The sequence below is a fragment of the Oceanicola sp. S124 genome, from assembly GCF_000220565.1.
Taxonomy (GTDB): domain Bacteria; phylum Pseudomonadota; class Alphaproteobacteria; order Rhodobacterales; family Rhodobacteraceae; genus Pseudooceanicola.
Map to the genome: position 1 here is coordinate 29,285 of NZ_AFPM01000320.1, position 14,879 is coordinate 44,163.

Here is a 14,879-nt window from a genome sequence, read left to right on the forward strand (position 1 = left end):
CGTGATCGGCCGGCGGGGGCAGGGCGCTGTCCGTGCGGTACAGCAAAGCTGTCACCCCTCTGTCGGAAAACTGTCACGCGGCGACGCTAACCCGGCGCAAGGCCCCTGTGGCCCACCCGCCCGTCCGGCAAGGCTCCACTCCCCAGCCGGTCCAGTTTCAGACAGATGATCGGATGACGCCCATGAAACGCGCCCTCACTCTCGCCGCCGCCCTTTCGCTGACCACCACCGCCGCGCTCGCCGATGTCTCGGGCAAGCTGGTGCTCTATACCAGCCAGCCCAATGCCGATGCGCAGCAGACCGTCGATGCCTTCAAGGTCGAATACCCCGAGGTCGAGGTCGAATGGTTCCGCGAAGGCACCACCAAGGTCATGGCCAAGCTGGCCGCCGAATTCGAAGCCGGAGCGCCGCAGCCCGACGTGCTGCTGATCGCCGACAGCGTCACCATGGAGGGTCTGAAGGCCGAAGGCCGCCTGATGGCCTATGCCGATGCCGATACCTCGGCCTACGAGGCCGGCGTCATGGATCCCGAGGGCTACTGGTTCTCGACCAAGCTGATCACCACCGGCATCATGTACAACACCGAGGCGCCGCTGCAGCCGACCTCCTACAAGGACCTGCTGAAGCCCGAGGCCAAGGACATGCTGGCCATGCCCTCGCCGCTGACCTCGGGCGCTGCGACCATCCACATGGCCGCGCTGACCTCGAACCCGGACCTGGGCTGGGACTTCTATGAAGGCCTCGCCGCCCAGGGGGCCAACCCACAGGGCGGCAACGGCGGCGTCTACAAGGCCATCGCCGGCGGAGAGAAGCTCTATGGATTCGTCGTCGACTACCTGCCGATCCGCGAAGCGGTGAAGGGCGCCCCCGTCGCCTTCGTCTTCCCCGAAGAGGGCGTCTCGGCGGTGACGGAACCTGCCGCGATCCTGTCGAGCGCGCAGAACCCCGACGCGGCCAGGGCCTTCATCGACTTCCTGATCTCCGAGAAGGGCCAGCAGCTGACCGCCGACATGGGCTATCTGCCCGCCCATCCCGGTGTCGCCGCGCCCGAGGGCTTCCCCGCGCGCGACGCGATCAAGCTGATGGACTTCGATCCGGCCACCGCCCTGGCCGACGACATGGAGAACAAGGAACGCTTCCTCTCGATCTTCGGCGGCTGACCCTTGCACCTCAAGCGACTGCTGCGCGGCGAGCCCCTGGTGCTCGCCGCGCTTTGCCTTCTCTGCCTTCTGCTCTTCGCGCTGCCCCTCGGGCTGCTGTTCCGCATCGGCCTGACCGAGGACGGCCTGCCCAGCCTCACGCCGCTGCTCGAGGCGGTGGCCGCCCGTTCGGTCCGCGTGGCGCTTTGGAACTCGCTGGAAAGCGCGATGATCTCGGCCCTTGGCGCCTTGCTGATCGGCACGGCCATGGCGCTGGCCATCGGGCTGAGCGACCTGCGTGCCAAGGGGGTGTTCGTCTTCGTGCTGCTGCTGCCAATGATGATCCCGCCCCATGTCACGGCCATTGCCTGGGTGCAGGCGCTCGGGCCCGCTTCACCGGTGCTGCAGGCGCTCGGGCTGGCGCCGCCGGTCGGCGCGACCCATCCGCTCTATTCCGCCGCCGGTGTCTGGCTGCTGCTGACGCTGCAACATGCGCCGCTGGTCTTCCTTGTCGTGCTGGCCGCCCTGCGCGCCCTACCGCGCGAGATGTCCGAGGCCGCGCGGATCGCCGGCGCCCGCCCGCTGCGCCTGCTGTCGCGGGTGCTGCTGCCGCTGCTGGCGCCTTCGCTGCTGGCGGGCTTCGCGCTGGCCTTCGTCTCGGCGCTCGGCAATTTCGGCATTCCGGCCCTGCTGGGGATCCCGGCGCGCTACACCACCCTGCCGGTGCTGATCTGGCGACGCCTGTCCAGCTTCGGCCCCTCGGTGCTGCGCGACGTGGCGGTGATCTCGGTCCTGCTGGCGGTGGTGGCGGTTCTGGCGATCTGGCTGCAGAGCGTGCTGCAACGGCGCGCCCGAGCCCAGGTGATCGGCCCGCCCCAGGCCAGCCTGCGCATCGCGCTTGGCCGCTGGCGGCTCTGGGTGACGGCGGCGCTGGTGCTCTACGCCGTGGCGACGCTGGTGCTGCCGCTGACCTCGCTGGTGGCGACGGCGCTTGTGCCGACCTATGGAGTCAAGCTGACCCTCGCGACCCTGACCTGGGACAACTTCGCCGAGGTGCTGCTGCGCCAGGGCGTGACCCTGCGCGCCTTCCTCAACTCGACCGTGACGGCAGGCGGCGCGGCGCTGGTGCTGGCCGGGCTCGCCTGCCTGCTGGCCTACTTCCTGACCGCGCGCAGCCGGGGCGCGCGCCGGGTCTCGGGCGGCATCGCCACCCTGGCCGAGGTCAGCTACGCGGTGCCCGGCCTGGTGATCTCGATCGCCTTCATCCTGGCCTTCCTGCGGCCGCTGCCGGGGCTGGGGGTGTCGCTCTACAACACGCTCTGGATCATCGCGCTGGCCTATCTGACGGCCTTCTTCTCGGTTGCGCTGAAGCCGGTGGCGGCGGCCTATGGCCAGCTCGATCCGTCGCTGGACGATGCGGCGCGGGTCTCGGGGGCGGGGTTCGGGCGGCGGATGTGGCGGATCTTCCTGCCGCTGGTGGCCCCGGCGGCCGGATCCGGGGCGATCCTGGTCTTCCTGACCGCCTATAACGAGATCACCGTCTCGGCCCTGCTCTGGTCGACGGGGAACGAGACCATCGGCACCACGATCTTCAACTACGAGGACGGAGGCTACACCGTGCTGGCCGCCGCCATGGCCAGCGTGACGGTGGCCGCGACCATTGGGCTGATGGTGGCGCTGGACCTGCTGGGGCGGCGGTTGCCGCCGGGCGTGGTGCCCTGGCGGATCTGAGGCCCAGACGCATTGAAGGCCCCGCTCGACGGAAGTCCGGGCCGGATCTGAGCCGGACGCGCCGAAGGTGGGTTGCACCCACCCTACACTCCAGGGCAGGGGCCGCGCGCCGGGCAGGCGGTGCCGCCGGTCGTAGGGTGGGTGCCAACCCACCGTGCCGTCAGGCGCCGCGCAGCGTCCCGGTTGCCGCCCGGTCGACACCGCCGGCCGTGACGACCACCCCGAAGAGCTCTGCCGCCTGCTCCGCCGTGTAGCGCCCGAGGCGGACATCCTCGGCCACCGCCGCCGGGTCGCGTTGCATCGGATCGCCGTAGCCGCCACCGCCGGGGGTGCGCACATGCACCACGTCGCCTGGGGCCAGGGGGATGTCCTGCTCCTTGCTGAGATGGGGTGGCACATGGACCGTGCCATCGCGGATCACCTGCACCTTGTTCACCGTGCCGTCCCGGCCGCCAAGCGCGCCGAGCGGACCGGTGCGGCCGTGATCCATGACGAAGCTGGCCCGCGCCTCGCCGCGCCGCAACTCGACCGCGTAGTCCAGCCCGAAGCCGCCCCGGTGCAGCCCCGCCCCGCCCGAGCCCTCGTGCAGGGCGTAGTGGTGATAGAGCACCGGGAACTGCGCCTCCATGATCTCGACCGGCGGCGCCTTCGAGATGCCGATGGTCGAACAGCCGTTCGACAGCCCGTCATGATCGGCATTGCCGCCGTAGCCGCCGCCCGAGATCTGGTACATGACGAAATCGCGCCCCTTTTCGGGGTCGTGCCCGCCAAGGGCGAAGTTGCCCGAGCTGCCCGCCGGTGCCGCCGTCACCCGGTCGGGCAGGGCGGGGGCGAGGGCGGCAAAGACCGCCTCGGCGATGCGCTGGCTGACCTCGGCGGCGCAGCCCGAGACCGGGCGCGGGTAATGGGCGTCTAGGAAGGTGCCCTCGTAGCCCGTGACCTGCAGCGGCTCGAAGGCCCCGGCCGAGATCGGCACCTCGGGGAAGATATGCCGCATCGCCAGGTAGACCGAGCTGAGCGTCGTGGCGAGGACCGAGTTCATCGGCCCGGTGCAGGGCGCGGAAGAACCGGTGAAATCGAAGCTCAGGCTGTCGCCGGTCCGGGTGACCGAGAGGCGAATCTCCAGCGGGGTATCGACCACGCCGTCGCTGTCGATCCAGGCCGAGGCCGCATGGGTGCCCTCGGGGATCTGCGCCACGTAGCTGCGCATCTGCGCCGCCGCCCGGGCGCGCAGTTCGGAAATGGCCTCGGCGACCACGGCGTCGCCGTAGCGGTCGAGCAGCTGGTTCAGGCGGTCCTCGCCGACCTTCAGCGCCGCCGCCTGGGCCTGGACGTCTCCGATGCGCTGATCGGCGACACGGATGTTCGAACAGATGATCTGGTAGATCTCCTGGTCCAGCACGCCCTCCTTGAACAGCCGCACCGGGGGCAGGCGCAGCCCCTCCTGTTCCACCGAGGTGGCCGAGGCAGAGAAGCCGCCGGGCACCGCGCCGCCGGTGTCGGGCCAGTGGCCGGTGTTGGAGAGCCAGCAGAAGATTTCGCCGTCACGGTAGTAGGGCCGGGCAAAGCGCACATCCATCAGGTGGGTGCCGCCCAGGTAGGGGTCGTTGACGATGTAGATGTCACCCGGCTTCGGGGCCGGGGTCACGCCATCGCGGATCCGCTCTACCAGCACGCGGGTCGAATGCTGCATGGTGCCGACGAAGACCGGCAGGCCCTGGTTGCCCTGGGCGATCAGCGATCCGTCCTCGGCGGAATAGATCCCGTCCGAGCGGTCGTTGGCCTCGGCGATCACCGGCGAGAAGGCGGCGCGCGAGAAGGAGAGGTCCATCTCGTCGCAGACCTGTTGCAGGCCCGCCTGGATGACCGAGAGGGTGATGGGGTCGATGCTCATCTGGGGGTCTCCTTGGCAGGTGGTGTATCGCCCCGGGGGGCGATGCCTCTGGCGGCAGTATTTTCAGCCATCGGATAGGGCAGGGGGGCAGCGCCCCGGGGGCGGATCTGGCGCGTGGTCGCGAGGGGCGCCTTCATTGCGCGGCCCCCACGTGGATCAGGATGTTGCCGATGGCATCGGTGGTGACGCAGTCGCCGGGCGGGACGAGGATGGTGGTGTCCATCTGCTCGAGGATGGCCGGGCCGTCGAAGCTGGCGTCTGCCGGCAGCAGGTCGCGCTGGTAGAGCGGTGTTTCATGGGGCTGGCCGTCGAAGATCACGGGCCGGGTGGCACGCAGGGCCTCGGGCAGGGTCGCCTTGCGCTGCTCGGCGGGGATCAGGCGGGCGGGGTCCAGCGCGTTGCGGGTGCCGATGACCGAGGTATTGGCATTGACCACCGCCGCGCGGATCGTGTCGAGGCGGACGTGGAAGCGGTTCCAGTAGACCTCCTCGAAGGCGGCCTGAAGCGCCTCGCGGGTGATCTGCGGGCCGTCCAGCTCGACCCGCAGCAGGTGGGTCTGGCCGATGAACTGCATGTCGAGGGAATGCAGGACGCGGGTCTCGGTGATTTCGACCTTCTCGCGACCGATCAAGGCCCGGCCCTCTTCGGCCTGTTCAGTGAGGATCTGCGCGAGGCTGTCCATGTCCAGTGTGTCGAGCGGCTGGCTGACCGTTCGGGTGAAGTCGTGGCGCAGATCGGCGACGAGGCAGCCGAGCGCATTGGTGATGCCGGGCCGGGCCGGGGTGAGCACCGTCGGCACCCCGAGTTCTCGCGCCAGCGAGGCGGCGTGCAAGGGACCCGCGCCGCCGAAGGCGAAAAGCGCGAAGTCCCGCGGATCGGCCCCGAGCGAGACCGAGACCATGCGGATCGCCCCGGCCATCTTGACGTTGGCCAGCTGGATCACCGCCTCGGCGGCCTGTTCCGGCGTCAGGCCCAGGGGGTCGCCCAGCTTCTTTGCAAAGATGTCCCGCACGGTTTGCAAAGTGACGCCGCCCTCGACGGACTTCAGCCGCGCGGGGTCGAGGCGGCCAAGCAGCAGGTTGGCATCCGAAATCGTCGGCTCTTGCCCGCCGCGCCCGTAGCAGATCGGGCCGGGGGTGGCGCCGGCGCTCTCGGGGCCGACCTCCAGCAGGCCCGCCGCATTGACCCGCGCGATCGAACCGCCCCCGGCGCCGACGGTGCGCACGTCGACCATCGGCACGTGGATCGGCATGGCGTATTCGACCTCGATCTCGTTGGAGACCGCGGGCTGGGCATTGCGGATCAGCGCCACGTCGGTCGAGGTGCCGCCCATGTCGTAGGTCAGCAGGTCCGGGATCCCGGCGGCGCGGCCGGTGAAGGCAGCGGCCATGACGCCGGAGGCGGGGCCGGACATGACCGTGCGGGCCGCCTCTTCGGCGACGCGGCGGGCCGAGACCATGCCGCCATTGCCGTTCATCACCAAGAGCTCGCCCGCATAGCCGCCGCGTTCCAGCGAGCCGGCGAGGTTCTGGACATAGAGGTCGAGGATCGGCTGCACCGAGGCATTGACCGCCGCCGTCACGCCGCGTTCGTACTCGCGGCTTTCCGACAGCAGGGCATGGCCGAGGGTGACATAGGGATTGGGCCAGACCTCGCGCAGGATCTCTCCGGCGCGCAGCTCATGGGCGGGGTTGCGGTAGGCGTGCAGGAAATGGACCACCAGCGCCGTGCATCCGAGGTCGAGCAGCTTCTGCGCCGCCGCGCGCAGGGCGTCCTCGTCCAGAGGGATGATCACGCGGCCTTCGGCATCCATCCTCTCGGGCACTTCAAGGCGCAGGTCGCGGGGGATGAGGGGGCGGAAATCACCTTTCATCCCATAGGCTTGCGGGCGGGTGCGACGACCCAGCTCGAGCACGTCACGGAAGCCCCTGGTGGTGATGATCCCGGTCCGCGCCAGCTTGCGTTCGAGCACCGCGTTGGTTGTTGTCGTGGTACCATGCACGATCAGCGCGGTGCCGGGCAGGTCGGCCTCGGCCTCGGCCACGGCGTTCATCACCCCGCGCGACTGGTCGTCCAGCGTCGAGGGCACCTTGGCGATGCGCACCTCTCCGGTTGCCGGATCCATCAGGATCAGGTCGGTAAAGGTGCCGCCTACGTCACAGCCGATGACCTGTCCGGTTTCCATGGCACTCCCCCGTGTTGACCTGCTGTCGATACATTTGTGTGCAAATGAATTTCCGATGCGGAGCGTGAAGTCAATTCCCTCTTTGCATCCCGGGCGCGGAGGGGGCAGCTTGCGTCGAGGGATGCCCAGCCCGTGACCACGCCGCCGGCGGATGGTGGGGACAGGGCGCAACAAGAGTGGGGCACGCGGTGAAACAGGGCAGAGGCAGGGCGGTCGCGGCAGGGATGGTGGCGGGCGGCATGGCGGTGAACCTGCCGGAAGCGGCGCTGGCCCATGCTTCGGAAGGGGCTTTCGTGCTGCTGCTGCCGACCGATGCCTACATCGCAGGCGGGGTCGCCTCGGTGGCGCTGACCGTGCTGCTGATCGCGCTCGTGCCCGAGGCGCGGGCGCACGGGATGTTCGGCGCACGTCGCATCGCCTCTGCGGGGCGGTGGCGCGGGCAGATGGTGACCTCGGCGCTCTCGGCGGTGCTCTTGCTCTGGGCGGTCTCGCAGGGGCTGGCGGGCACTCAGGATCCGGTGCGCAACCCGTTGCCGTTACTGGTCTGGAGCGGGATGTGGCTGTTCCTGCTGAGCGGACAGGGGGTGCTTGGGGACCTCTGGGGCTGGCTCAGCCCGTTCCGGATGACCGCCGCGCTGCCGGGTCTGTTCGGGCTGCGCCCCCTGCTGCGCTATCGTCCCCGCTGGGGGTACTGGCCCGCGCTGCTCGGCTACCTCGCCTTTGCCGGGGTGCTCATGGTGCACATCGCCCCGACCGACCCGGACCGGCTGGCGGTCATGGTGCTGGGATACTGGGGCTGGACGTTGGCGGGCTGCCTGCTGTTCGGCCCGCGCTGGCTGCTGCGCGGCGAGGGGCTGACCCTGCTGATGCGCCTCTTTGCCCGCCTCGCCCCCCTGCGCCGGCAGGGCGGGGCCTGGCGCCTCGGCCTGCCCGGCTGGGAGCTGGAGCGCCGCGCCGCCCCCGCACTGTCTCTGGCGGTCTTCATGCTGCTGACCCTCGCCCTCGGCTCCTTCGACGGGCTGAACGAGACCTTTGCCTGGCTGGGCTGGATCGGGATGAACCCGCTGGAATTCACCGGCCGCTCGGCGGTCGTCGGGCAGAACCTGGCGGGCCTGCTGCTGGCCGGCCCGCTGCTGGTGGCGGTCTACGGGCTGTCCATCAAGGCCGGGCTGGTGCTGATCGACGCGGGCGGTTTCCGGCAGAGCTTCCGCGCCCTGGCCCCGGCGATCCTGCCGATCGCCTTCGGCTATCACATCGCCCACTACCTGCCCGCCGCGCTGGTCGAGGGGCAGTCCCTCTGGAACCTCTTGCGGACCCTGCTTGGTCTGCCCGAAATTCCTGTCACCACTGGCTTTTTCAACCGACAGGCCTCGGTCCGGGTGATCTGGCTCAGCCAGGCGGGGGCGGTGGTCCTGGGCCATGTCCTGGCCATCCTGATGAGCCACGCCGCGGCGATTCGCCTGCATGCCAGCCACCGGCGCGCAGCGCTCAGCCAGGCACCGCTGGCCCTGTTCATGGTGCTCTACACCCTCTTCGGCCTCTGGCTGCTGGCCTCGCCGCGTGGAGCCTGATGCGTCCCTCTATGGCTGCCCGCGTCTTGGGCAGAGCCGCCCCGGAGGGCGACAGGGAATTTCGACGAAATCGTCAAAGCACTGGACAGATCATTTGTGTGCCTACAGACTTCGACCCTAGGGTCAGCTTAATAAGATCCAGGATAAATCCGTCTCCAACAGGGAATGTGGACATGACCGAGATACCCAGCAAGACCAAGACAGGGCTGATCAGCCCGACCCGCCGGGGCGCGCTGAAGACGCTGGCTGCCGGCGCCGGGGCAGCCGCCACCATGCCGCTCTGGGCCCGTTACACCAGCGCGCAGAGCGCCGCGCCGATCAAGATCGGCTTCGGCAAGCACGCCACCGGCATCGGCGCTGCCTATGGCCGCTGGTACGAGCGCACCTCCGTCGCCGCCCTGGCCAAGATCAACGCCGAGGGCGGGATCAACGGCCGCCCGGTCGAGCTGGTGACCGAGGATGACGGCACCGATCCCCGCCGCGCCGCCGAGGTGCTGGAGAAATTCGCCAACCAGTCCGACTGCGATGTCGCCTTCGGCACGCTCTTCAGCCATGTCGTCGTCGGTGCCGCGCCCCGCGCCGGAGAGCTGAAGCTGCCCTATTTCGTGGTCTCCGAAGGCCACCACGTTGCCTCGGGGATGCTGAACCGCTGGACGCTGCAGCCGGGCATCACCGACGTCAAAAGCCAGATCTCGGCCATGGCGCCCTTCCTGACCGGCACGCTCGGCAAGAAGGTCACCATGATCTACCCCGACTATGCCTTCGGCTACGATCACCGTGACAACCTTGCCCCCGCCATCGAGGCGGCTGGCGGCGAAGTGGTGGCCAAGATCGCCATCCCGCCGACCGAGACCTCCTTCACCAAGTATTTCCCGCAGATCCCGCGCGATACCGATGTCATCTACCACGTGATGATCGGCCCCGCCGTGCTGACCTTCGTCAAGGAAATGGGCGAGTTCTTCGGTCCCTCCCGCCCCGAGATCTTCGGCTTCATCGACAGCCTCGAGGCCACCGACCTGACCTCGCCCGGACTCGAGTTCCTGGACGGCACCTACTTCTGGGAAGGCAACCCGCGCTACCTGCAGGCCGATGCGCCCGACTACGTGAAGGCTTATCGCGATGCGGTCGGGCTGGACGAGAACGGCGCCTCGGTCTCCGATCCCTCGGATGTCTCGACCTCGGCCCACATGTTCGGCTGCTGGGAGACCCTGCACATCATCAAGGCCGGCATGGAGGCGGCGGGCTACCAGTCTACCGCCGACCGCCAGAAGCTGGTCGAGGCCGTCGAGGTCATGTCGATGATGGAGGCCGGGCCGGCCCATCCCCAGGGCACCAAGATGTTCAACGGCAAGACCCACCAGGTCTTCGGGCCGCAGTACATCTCGAAGGTCGAGGGCGGCAAGCTCTCGGTGGTCAAGACCGTCCCCTACGAAGAGACGATCTACCCCGACGAGGTTGACTACACGTCGATGAGCTTCTGATCCTCCGCGATCCGGGGCGGGCCGGGACGGGGTCGGGGGCGCAGCCCCCGGACCGCGCCCTGGCCCGCCCCCCGCGGGCGGGGCAGGGCGCCCCTCTCCGGCTTCGTGCCGCCCCTCGCGGGTGGCCGGCCGTTCCCTGAACTGTTCCCAAGTGAGAGACCGATGGACTTCGGACCCTATCTTCTGCTGGCCATGTTGGAAGGCGCCGTGCTGGCGGCTGTCCTGGCGTTGATGGCCAGCGGCCTCAGCCTCGTCTTCGGGGTGATGCGCGTGGTCAACGTGGCGCATGGCGAATTCTACATGCTGGGCGCCGTGATGGCCTGGGTGGTGACCCAGTTCCTCGCCGGTCTCGGTGGCGGGGCCGCCGTCAACTTCATCGCCGCCGCCGTGCTGGCGCCGCTGATCGTCTGCGCCATTGCTGCCGCCGCCGATGTCACCATCCTGAAACGGCTCGACTACGACCCCGAGCGGGTCATCGTCGCCACCATCGGTCTTCTCTACGTGATCCAGCAGGCGACCCTGATGGGCTACGGCCCCGACGCCCGCCCCGTCGTCGCCCCCTTCAACCAGCGCATCGCGCTGCCCTGGTTCGAGTTCGGCGAGAACGGCTTCCAGATGTACTATCCCTGGGGCCTGTCGACGACCTCCTACAAGCTCTTCGTGATCGTCGCCGCCGTGGTGCTGCTGTTTGCGCTGCGCCTCTTCATGACCCGCTCGCGCGCCGGTCTTGTGATGCGCGCCACCCAGCTTGACCGCGACATGGCCACCGCCTTCGGCATCCCGGTCGAGAAGGTCTACGCGCTGGTCTTCGGCGCCGGGGCGGCGCTGGCCGCCCTGGCGGGCGTGCTGATCGTGCCGATCCAGCAGGCCCATTACCTGATGGGCGGGGACGCGCTGCTGCTCAGCTTCATCGTAGTGATCATCGGTGGCCTCGGCAGTCTTGCCGGCACCGTGGTTGCCGCCGTGATCATCGGCATGTCCGACGGCATCATCTCGGTCTTCTTCACCCCGACGCTGGCCAAGATCATCGCCACCCTGGCCGTCGCGCTGGTGCTGGTCTTCCGCCCGCAGGGCCTGTTCGGAGTGAAGACCCGATGAGCCGCAAGGACCTGACCCTCCACCTCGGCCTCGTCGCCCTGCTGTTCGCGCTGCATTTCATCCTGCCCGCCTATCATCACGGGATCTTTGCCCGGGTCATGGTGCTGGCGGTCTATGCCGTCGGGTACAACATCGCCTTCGGCTACACCGGCCTGCTGTCGCTGGGCCATGCGATGTTCTTTGCTGCCGGGATGTACGGCATGGGGCTGGTCTCGTACCACTTCGGGGTTCCGGCGCTGCCTGCTTGGTTCGTCGGCGTCGCCTGCGCCGCCGCGCTGGCCTTCGTCGTCGGCCTGCTGGCCCTGCGCACCCAGGATGTCAGCTTCATGATCGTCACGCTGATGTTCGCCCAGGCGGCCTACCTGATCATCCTCTACTTCTCCGAGGTCACCCGGGGCGATGACGGCTTCGTCATCCCCGGTGCGCTGCGCGCCATCGGTCCCTTCGACCTGTCGGACGAGGGCACCCGCTACATCGTCGCCTGGATCCTCTTCTCGACCGCGCTGCTCTTCTCGCTCTGGCTGGTGCGCCATCCCTTCGGAAGGGTCCTCGTCGCCCTGCGCGAGAACGAGGAACGCGCCCGCCTGCTGGGCTATGACACCGGGCGGCGCAAGCTGGCCTCGCTGGTCATCTCGGGCACCATCTCGGGCGCCGCGGGGGCGGCCTATGCCGGGCTCTTCGGCTATGTCGGGGGCAGCTTCGCGGGGGTGCAATATTCGATTTTCGCCCTGCTCTGGGTGCTTCTGGGCGGGGCGGGCACCGTGCTGGGCCCCTTCATCGGCACGCTCTTCATGTTCTACCTGATCGACCTCGCGACCGAGGTGACCGAGGCCTACATGCTGATCGCCGGCGTGGTGCTGGTGCTGCTGACGCTCTTTGCGCCGCAGGGCATCGTGGGCGAGATCCGCCGCCGGCTGTGGAAGGACCTGCCATGAAACAGGCAAGCGACGTGATCCTCTCGACCGAGGGGCTGGGCAAGAGCTTTGACGGGCTGCGCGCCAACAACGCCATCGACTTCACCCTGAGGAAGAACCGCGTTCATGCGCTGATCGGGCCGAACGGGGCGGGCAAGACCACCTTCGTTTCCATGCTGATCGGACGGCTGGCCCCCACCGACGGGGCGATCTGGTTCGACGGGCAGAACGTGACCGAGATGCCCGCGCATCGCCGGGTGGCCCTGGGCATGGGCTATACCTTCCAGATCACCTCGGTCTTCAGCCGCCTGAGCTGCCACGAGAATGTCGCCCTCGCTGCCCGCCGCAAGGCCGGGCGCGGCAAGGGCGAGGTCGAGGCGGTCGTCGCCGATGCCCTCGTGCGCGTGGGCCTGGGCGAGCGGGCCGACGAGGTGGCGGGCGATCTCTCCTATGGCCACCAGCGGCTGCTCGAGATCGCCATGGGCCTGGCCTCGGCACCGCGCCTGCTGATCCTGGACGAGCCGACGCAGGGCCTGGCCGAAAGCGAGATCGCCGCCTTCAAGGCGCTGATCCGGGCGCTCTCGGCCGAGACCACGATCCTGTTGATCGAACACAACATGTCGGTGGTGATGGAGCTGGCCGACGAGATCACCGTGCTGAACTTCGGCGAGATCCTGGCCCATGGCACGGCGGCCGAGATCCACGCCAACCCGGCGGTGCAGGCCGCCTATCTTGGAACGGAGACCGCGTGATGCTGAAGATCGACGGGCTGACGGCGGGCTATGGCCAGGCGGTGATCCTGCGCGACGTGGCCCTGAGCGCCGAGGCGGGCGAGATCACCGTCCTGATGGGGCGCAACGGGGCGGGCAAGACGACGCTGATGAAGTGCATCATGGGTCTGGTGAAGGCGCAGGCGGGGCAGATCCTGCTGGGCGATACCGACCTCGCGCTGCTGCCGCCACACCGGGTTCCGGGTAATGGCGTGGGCTACGTGCCACAGGGCCGGCGCCTGTTCTCCGAGCTGACGGTGGCGCAGAACATCGAGATCGGCCTTGGTGCCGGCCCGAGAGATGCCGCGACGCGCCGTGAGACCCGCGACGAGATGCTCGAGCTTTTCCCCCGCCTTGCCGAGCGGATGCAGCAGCGCGCCGGCACGCTCTCGGGAGGCGAACAGCAGATGCTGGCCACCGCGCGGGCGCTCTGCCTGAAGCCCAAGCTGCTGCTGCTGGATGAGCCGACCGAGGGCTTGCAGCCCTCGATGATCGAGGCGATCCGGCAGGTCATGGTCCAGATGCGCGACCGTGGCCTGGCGGTGTTGCTGGTCGAGCAGCGAATCGACGCGGTGCTGGGCTTTGCCGACCGGATCAGCGTGATCGAGATGGGCCGCAATGCCGAGGACTTCGGCCGCGACGAGATCGCGCCGGGCGAAGCGCGGCTGCGGGCACATCTGGGCGTCTGAGGGCGCTGTGCAAACGAAGTGAGGCCGGATCCATCGGACCCGGCCCCTGAACCGTTTAACCTCCGCACCCTGCGGCGCGGCATACCCCTGAAAATCGGGGTCCGTCGGGGCGAAGGCGCCGCGGACCTTGTTGTTGCGGCCGGGTATGCTCCCGAACCGATCCTGTCTTGCTGTCCTGCCCTTTGGGGCGGTCGTCATCCGTCCGGTGCCTGCGCCTGACCGATCACACGGGAGCCTCCGGCGCCCGGCAGGCGAAAGAGTAACCGCCCGGAACCACTGGCTCCGGGCGGACCCCGTCACGGCCTCCCGACCCCCGTAGAGAGAGACCGGGGCGGAGGCCCGACACACACCTCGTCAATTCCTCCCCGGCGCGCATTGCCCGGGGCCTGCCAATAGGCCGATCAGCCCAGTTTTGCCAGCAGTGCCAGCAGGGCTTCCCGCTCGGATGCCGAGAGCGGGGCCATGGTCTCGGTCGAGATCTCGACCGCGGCGATGGCGGAGGCCTCGTAGAGGGCGCGGCCCTCGTCGGTGACGCTCAGGTAGTGGCGGCGCCGGTCGTCCGGGTCGGGCCGGGCCTCGACCAGACCGCGGGCACGCAGCCGGTCCGCCACGCCCTTGATCGTCGCCGCATCCATGGCGGTGGCCCGCCCCAGGGCGTTCTGCGACGTCGGGCCGAGCTGGCACAGCTTGGCCAGCGCGGCGAACTGTGTCGCAGTCAGCCCGGGCAGACGCTGGGCGAAGATCGCGAGATGGCGCTGGCTGGCCCGCCGGAGCAGGAAACCAACCTGCTCGTCAAGGCGGTAGCTGGCGGCGCGGGCATCCGCGAAGTCATAATGCATCGAAACTGATCTCTCCGGTTTTCAATCTATCGGCGACTGCGAAAGGCATTGACACCCGCGACCTGTTCGAGTCAATACCATTTGTGTACGAACGAAAATGACGTAGCGTGAAACCCGCGCAGCACGGCCTGACCTTCGACAAGGCGCGGGGATCGGGACACCACCCTGAATGTCACCCTGAAAGGATGTCGCCCATGGCACCGGTAGACAAGATCAGATGCGATGCCTGCCCGGTCATGTGCTACGTGGCCGAGGGCAGGACCGGGGCCTGCGACAGATATGCCAATGAAAACGGCAGGATCGTGCGCTGCGATCCGGTTACGGTGCTGGACCGCCGCCTTGCTGCAGGGGAAGAGGTGCGCCCCTTCCTGCCCGGCGCCGAGGACTGGGACGGCAGCATGATCCCGGGCCGCGAGCTTTTCGTCTCGGGGCTGGGCGCCGGCACAACTTATCCCGATTTCAAGCCCGCCCCCTTCATCGTCTCGCGCGAGGTCGAGGGCGTGGATACCGTCACCGTGGTGACCGAGGCGATCTATTCCTACTGCGGCGTCAAGGTGAAGATCGACAC

At 68.6% G+C, this 14,879-nt stretch carries 11 protein-coding genes and 1 pseudogene; 9 read left to right on the forward strand and 3 right to left on the reverse strand.

Annotated features, from left to right (window positions below; all coding sequences use genetic code 11):
* The first annotated feature begins 182 nt into the window (after positions 1–182).
* Positions 183–1,160: an ABC transporter substrate-binding protein gene (locus OS124_RS0121875; protein ID WP_010142151.1), complete on the forward strand. Its 978-nt coding sequence runs from the start codon at positions 183–185 to the stop codon at positions 1,158–1,160.
* 3 nt (positions 1,161–1,163) lie between these two features.
* A complete protein-coding gene (locus tag OS124_RS0121880) occupies positions 1,164–2,870 on the forward strand; it encodes an ABC transporter permease (RefSeq protein WP_010142152.1) in 1,707 nt (568 codons plus the stop codon).
* Between the two features lie 160 nt (positions 2,871–3,030).
* Here the strand turns inward: OS124_RS0121880 and OS124_RS0121885 are convergent, their stop codons facing one another.
* Positions 3,031–4,764, reverse strand: coding sequence for a hydantoinase B/oxoprolinase family protein (locus tag OS124_RS0121885; protein ID WP_010142153.1), 1,734 nt, complete (start codon positions 4,762–4,764; stop codon positions 3,031–3,033).
* A gap of 133 nt (positions 4,765–4,897) precedes the next feature.
* The gene (locus OS124_RS0121890) at positions 4,898–6,949 is read right to left on the reverse strand and encodes a hydantoinase/oxoprolinase family protein (RefSeq protein WP_010142154.1); all 2,052 of its coding nucleotides are present in this window, start codon (positions 6,947–6,949) and stop codon (positions 4,898–4,900) included.
* A 188-nt stretch (positions 6,950–7,137) separates the two neighbouring features.
* Between OS124_RS0121890 and OS124_RS0121895 the strand changes: the two genes are divergently transcribed.
* From OS124_RS0121895 to OS124_RS0121920, 6 genes are all read left to right on the forward strand, one after another.
* Positions 7,138–8,520: a hypothetical protein gene (locus tag OS124_RS0121895; protein ID WP_237708155.1), complete on the forward strand. Its 1,383-nt coding sequence runs from the start codon at positions 7,138–7,140 to the stop codon at positions 8,518–8,520.
* A 173-nt stretch (positions 8,521–8,693) separates the two neighbouring features.
* Complete coding sequence (locus OS124_RS0121900) at positions 8,694–10,001, forward strand: ABC transporter substrate-binding protein (protein WP_010142156.1); 1,308 nt, start codon at positions 8,694–8,696, stop codon at positions 9,999–10,001.
* 162 nt (positions 10,002–10,163) lie between these two features.
* Entirely contained in the window at positions 10,164–11,099 is a 936-nt protein-coding gene (locus OS124_RS0121905; protein ID WP_010142157.1) for a branched-chain amino acid ABC transporter permease, read from the forward strand.
* Positions 11,096–12,034, forward strand: coding sequence for a branched-chain amino acid ABC transporter permease (locus tag OS124_RS0121910; RefSeq protein WP_010142158.1), 939 nt, complete (start codon positions 11,096–11,098; stop codon positions 12,032–12,034). Before OS124_RS0121905 ends, OS124_RS0121910 begins: the two co-directional genes overlap by 4 nt.
* A complete protein-coding gene (locus OS124_RS0121915) occupies positions 12,031–12,765 on the forward strand; it encodes an ABC transporter ATP-binding protein (RefSeq protein WP_010142159.1) in 735 nt (244 codons plus the stop codon). The genes OS124_RS0121910 and OS124_RS0121915 overlap by 4 nt, the downstream gene beginning before the upstream one ends.
* Entirely contained in the window at positions 12,765–13,472 is a 708-nt protein-coding gene (locus OS124_RS0121920) for an ABC transporter ATP-binding protein (protein ID WP_010142160.1), read from the forward strand. The genes OS124_RS0121915 and OS124_RS0121920 overlap by 1 nt, the downstream gene beginning before the upstream one ends.
* Positions 13,473–13,873: 401 nt before the next feature.
* Here OS124_RS0121920 and OS124_RS0121925 read toward each other — a convergent pair whose 3' ends face one another.
* Positions 13,874–14,311: a MarR family winged helix-turn-helix transcriptional regulator gene (locus tag OS124_RS0121925; protein WP_010142162.1), complete on the reverse strand. Its 438-nt coding sequence runs from the start codon at positions 14,309–14,311 to the stop codon at positions 13,874–13,876.
* A gap of 194 nt (positions 14,312–14,505) precedes the next feature.
* Between OS124_RS0121925 and OS124_RS0121930 the strand changes: the two are divergent.
* Positions 14,506–14,879: pseudogene (locus OS124_RS0121930) on the forward strand (6-hydroxynicotinate reductase); the annotation flags it as partial.

Excerpts from the sequence above, each read along its gene's own strand:
- OS124_RS0121890 (WP_010142154.1), bottom strand. The coding sequence starts at position 6,949 with ATGGAAACCGGACAGGTCATCGGCTGTGACGTAGGCGGCACCTTTACC.
- OS124_RS0121875 (WP_010142151.1), top strand. The coding sequence starts at position 183 with ATGAAACGCGCCCTCACTCTCGCCGCCGCCCTTTCGCTGACCACCACC.
- OS124_RS0121885 (WP_010142153.1), bottom strand. The coding sequence starts at position 4,764 with ATGAGCATCGACCCCATCACCCTCTCGGTCATCCAGGCGGGCCTGCAA.
- OS124_RS0121925 (WP_010142162.1), bottom strand. The coding sequence starts at position 14,311 with ATGCATTATGACTTCGCGGATGCCCGCGCCGCCAGCTACCGCCTTGAC.
- OS124_RS0121920 (WP_010142160.1), top strand. The coding sequence starts at position 12,765 with ATGCTGAAGATCGACGGGCTGACGGCGGGCTATGGCCAGGCGGTGATC.
- OS124_RS0121905 (WP_010142157.1), top strand. The coding sequence starts at position 10,164 with ATGGACTTCGGACCCTATCTTCTGCTGGCCATGTTGGAAGGCGCCGTG.
- OS124_RS0121910 (WP_010142158.1), top strand. The coding sequence starts at position 11,096 with ATGAGCCGCAAGGACCTGACCCTCCACCTCGGCCTCGTCGCCCTGCTG.
- OS124_RS0121900 (WP_010142156.1), top strand. The coding sequence starts at position 8,694 with ATGACCGAGATACCCAGCAAGACCAAGACAGGGCTGATCAGCCCGACC.
- OS124_RS0121915 (WP_010142159.1), top strand. The coding sequence starts at position 12,031 with ATGAAACAGGCAAGCGACGTGATCCTCTCGACCGAGGGGCTGGGCAAG.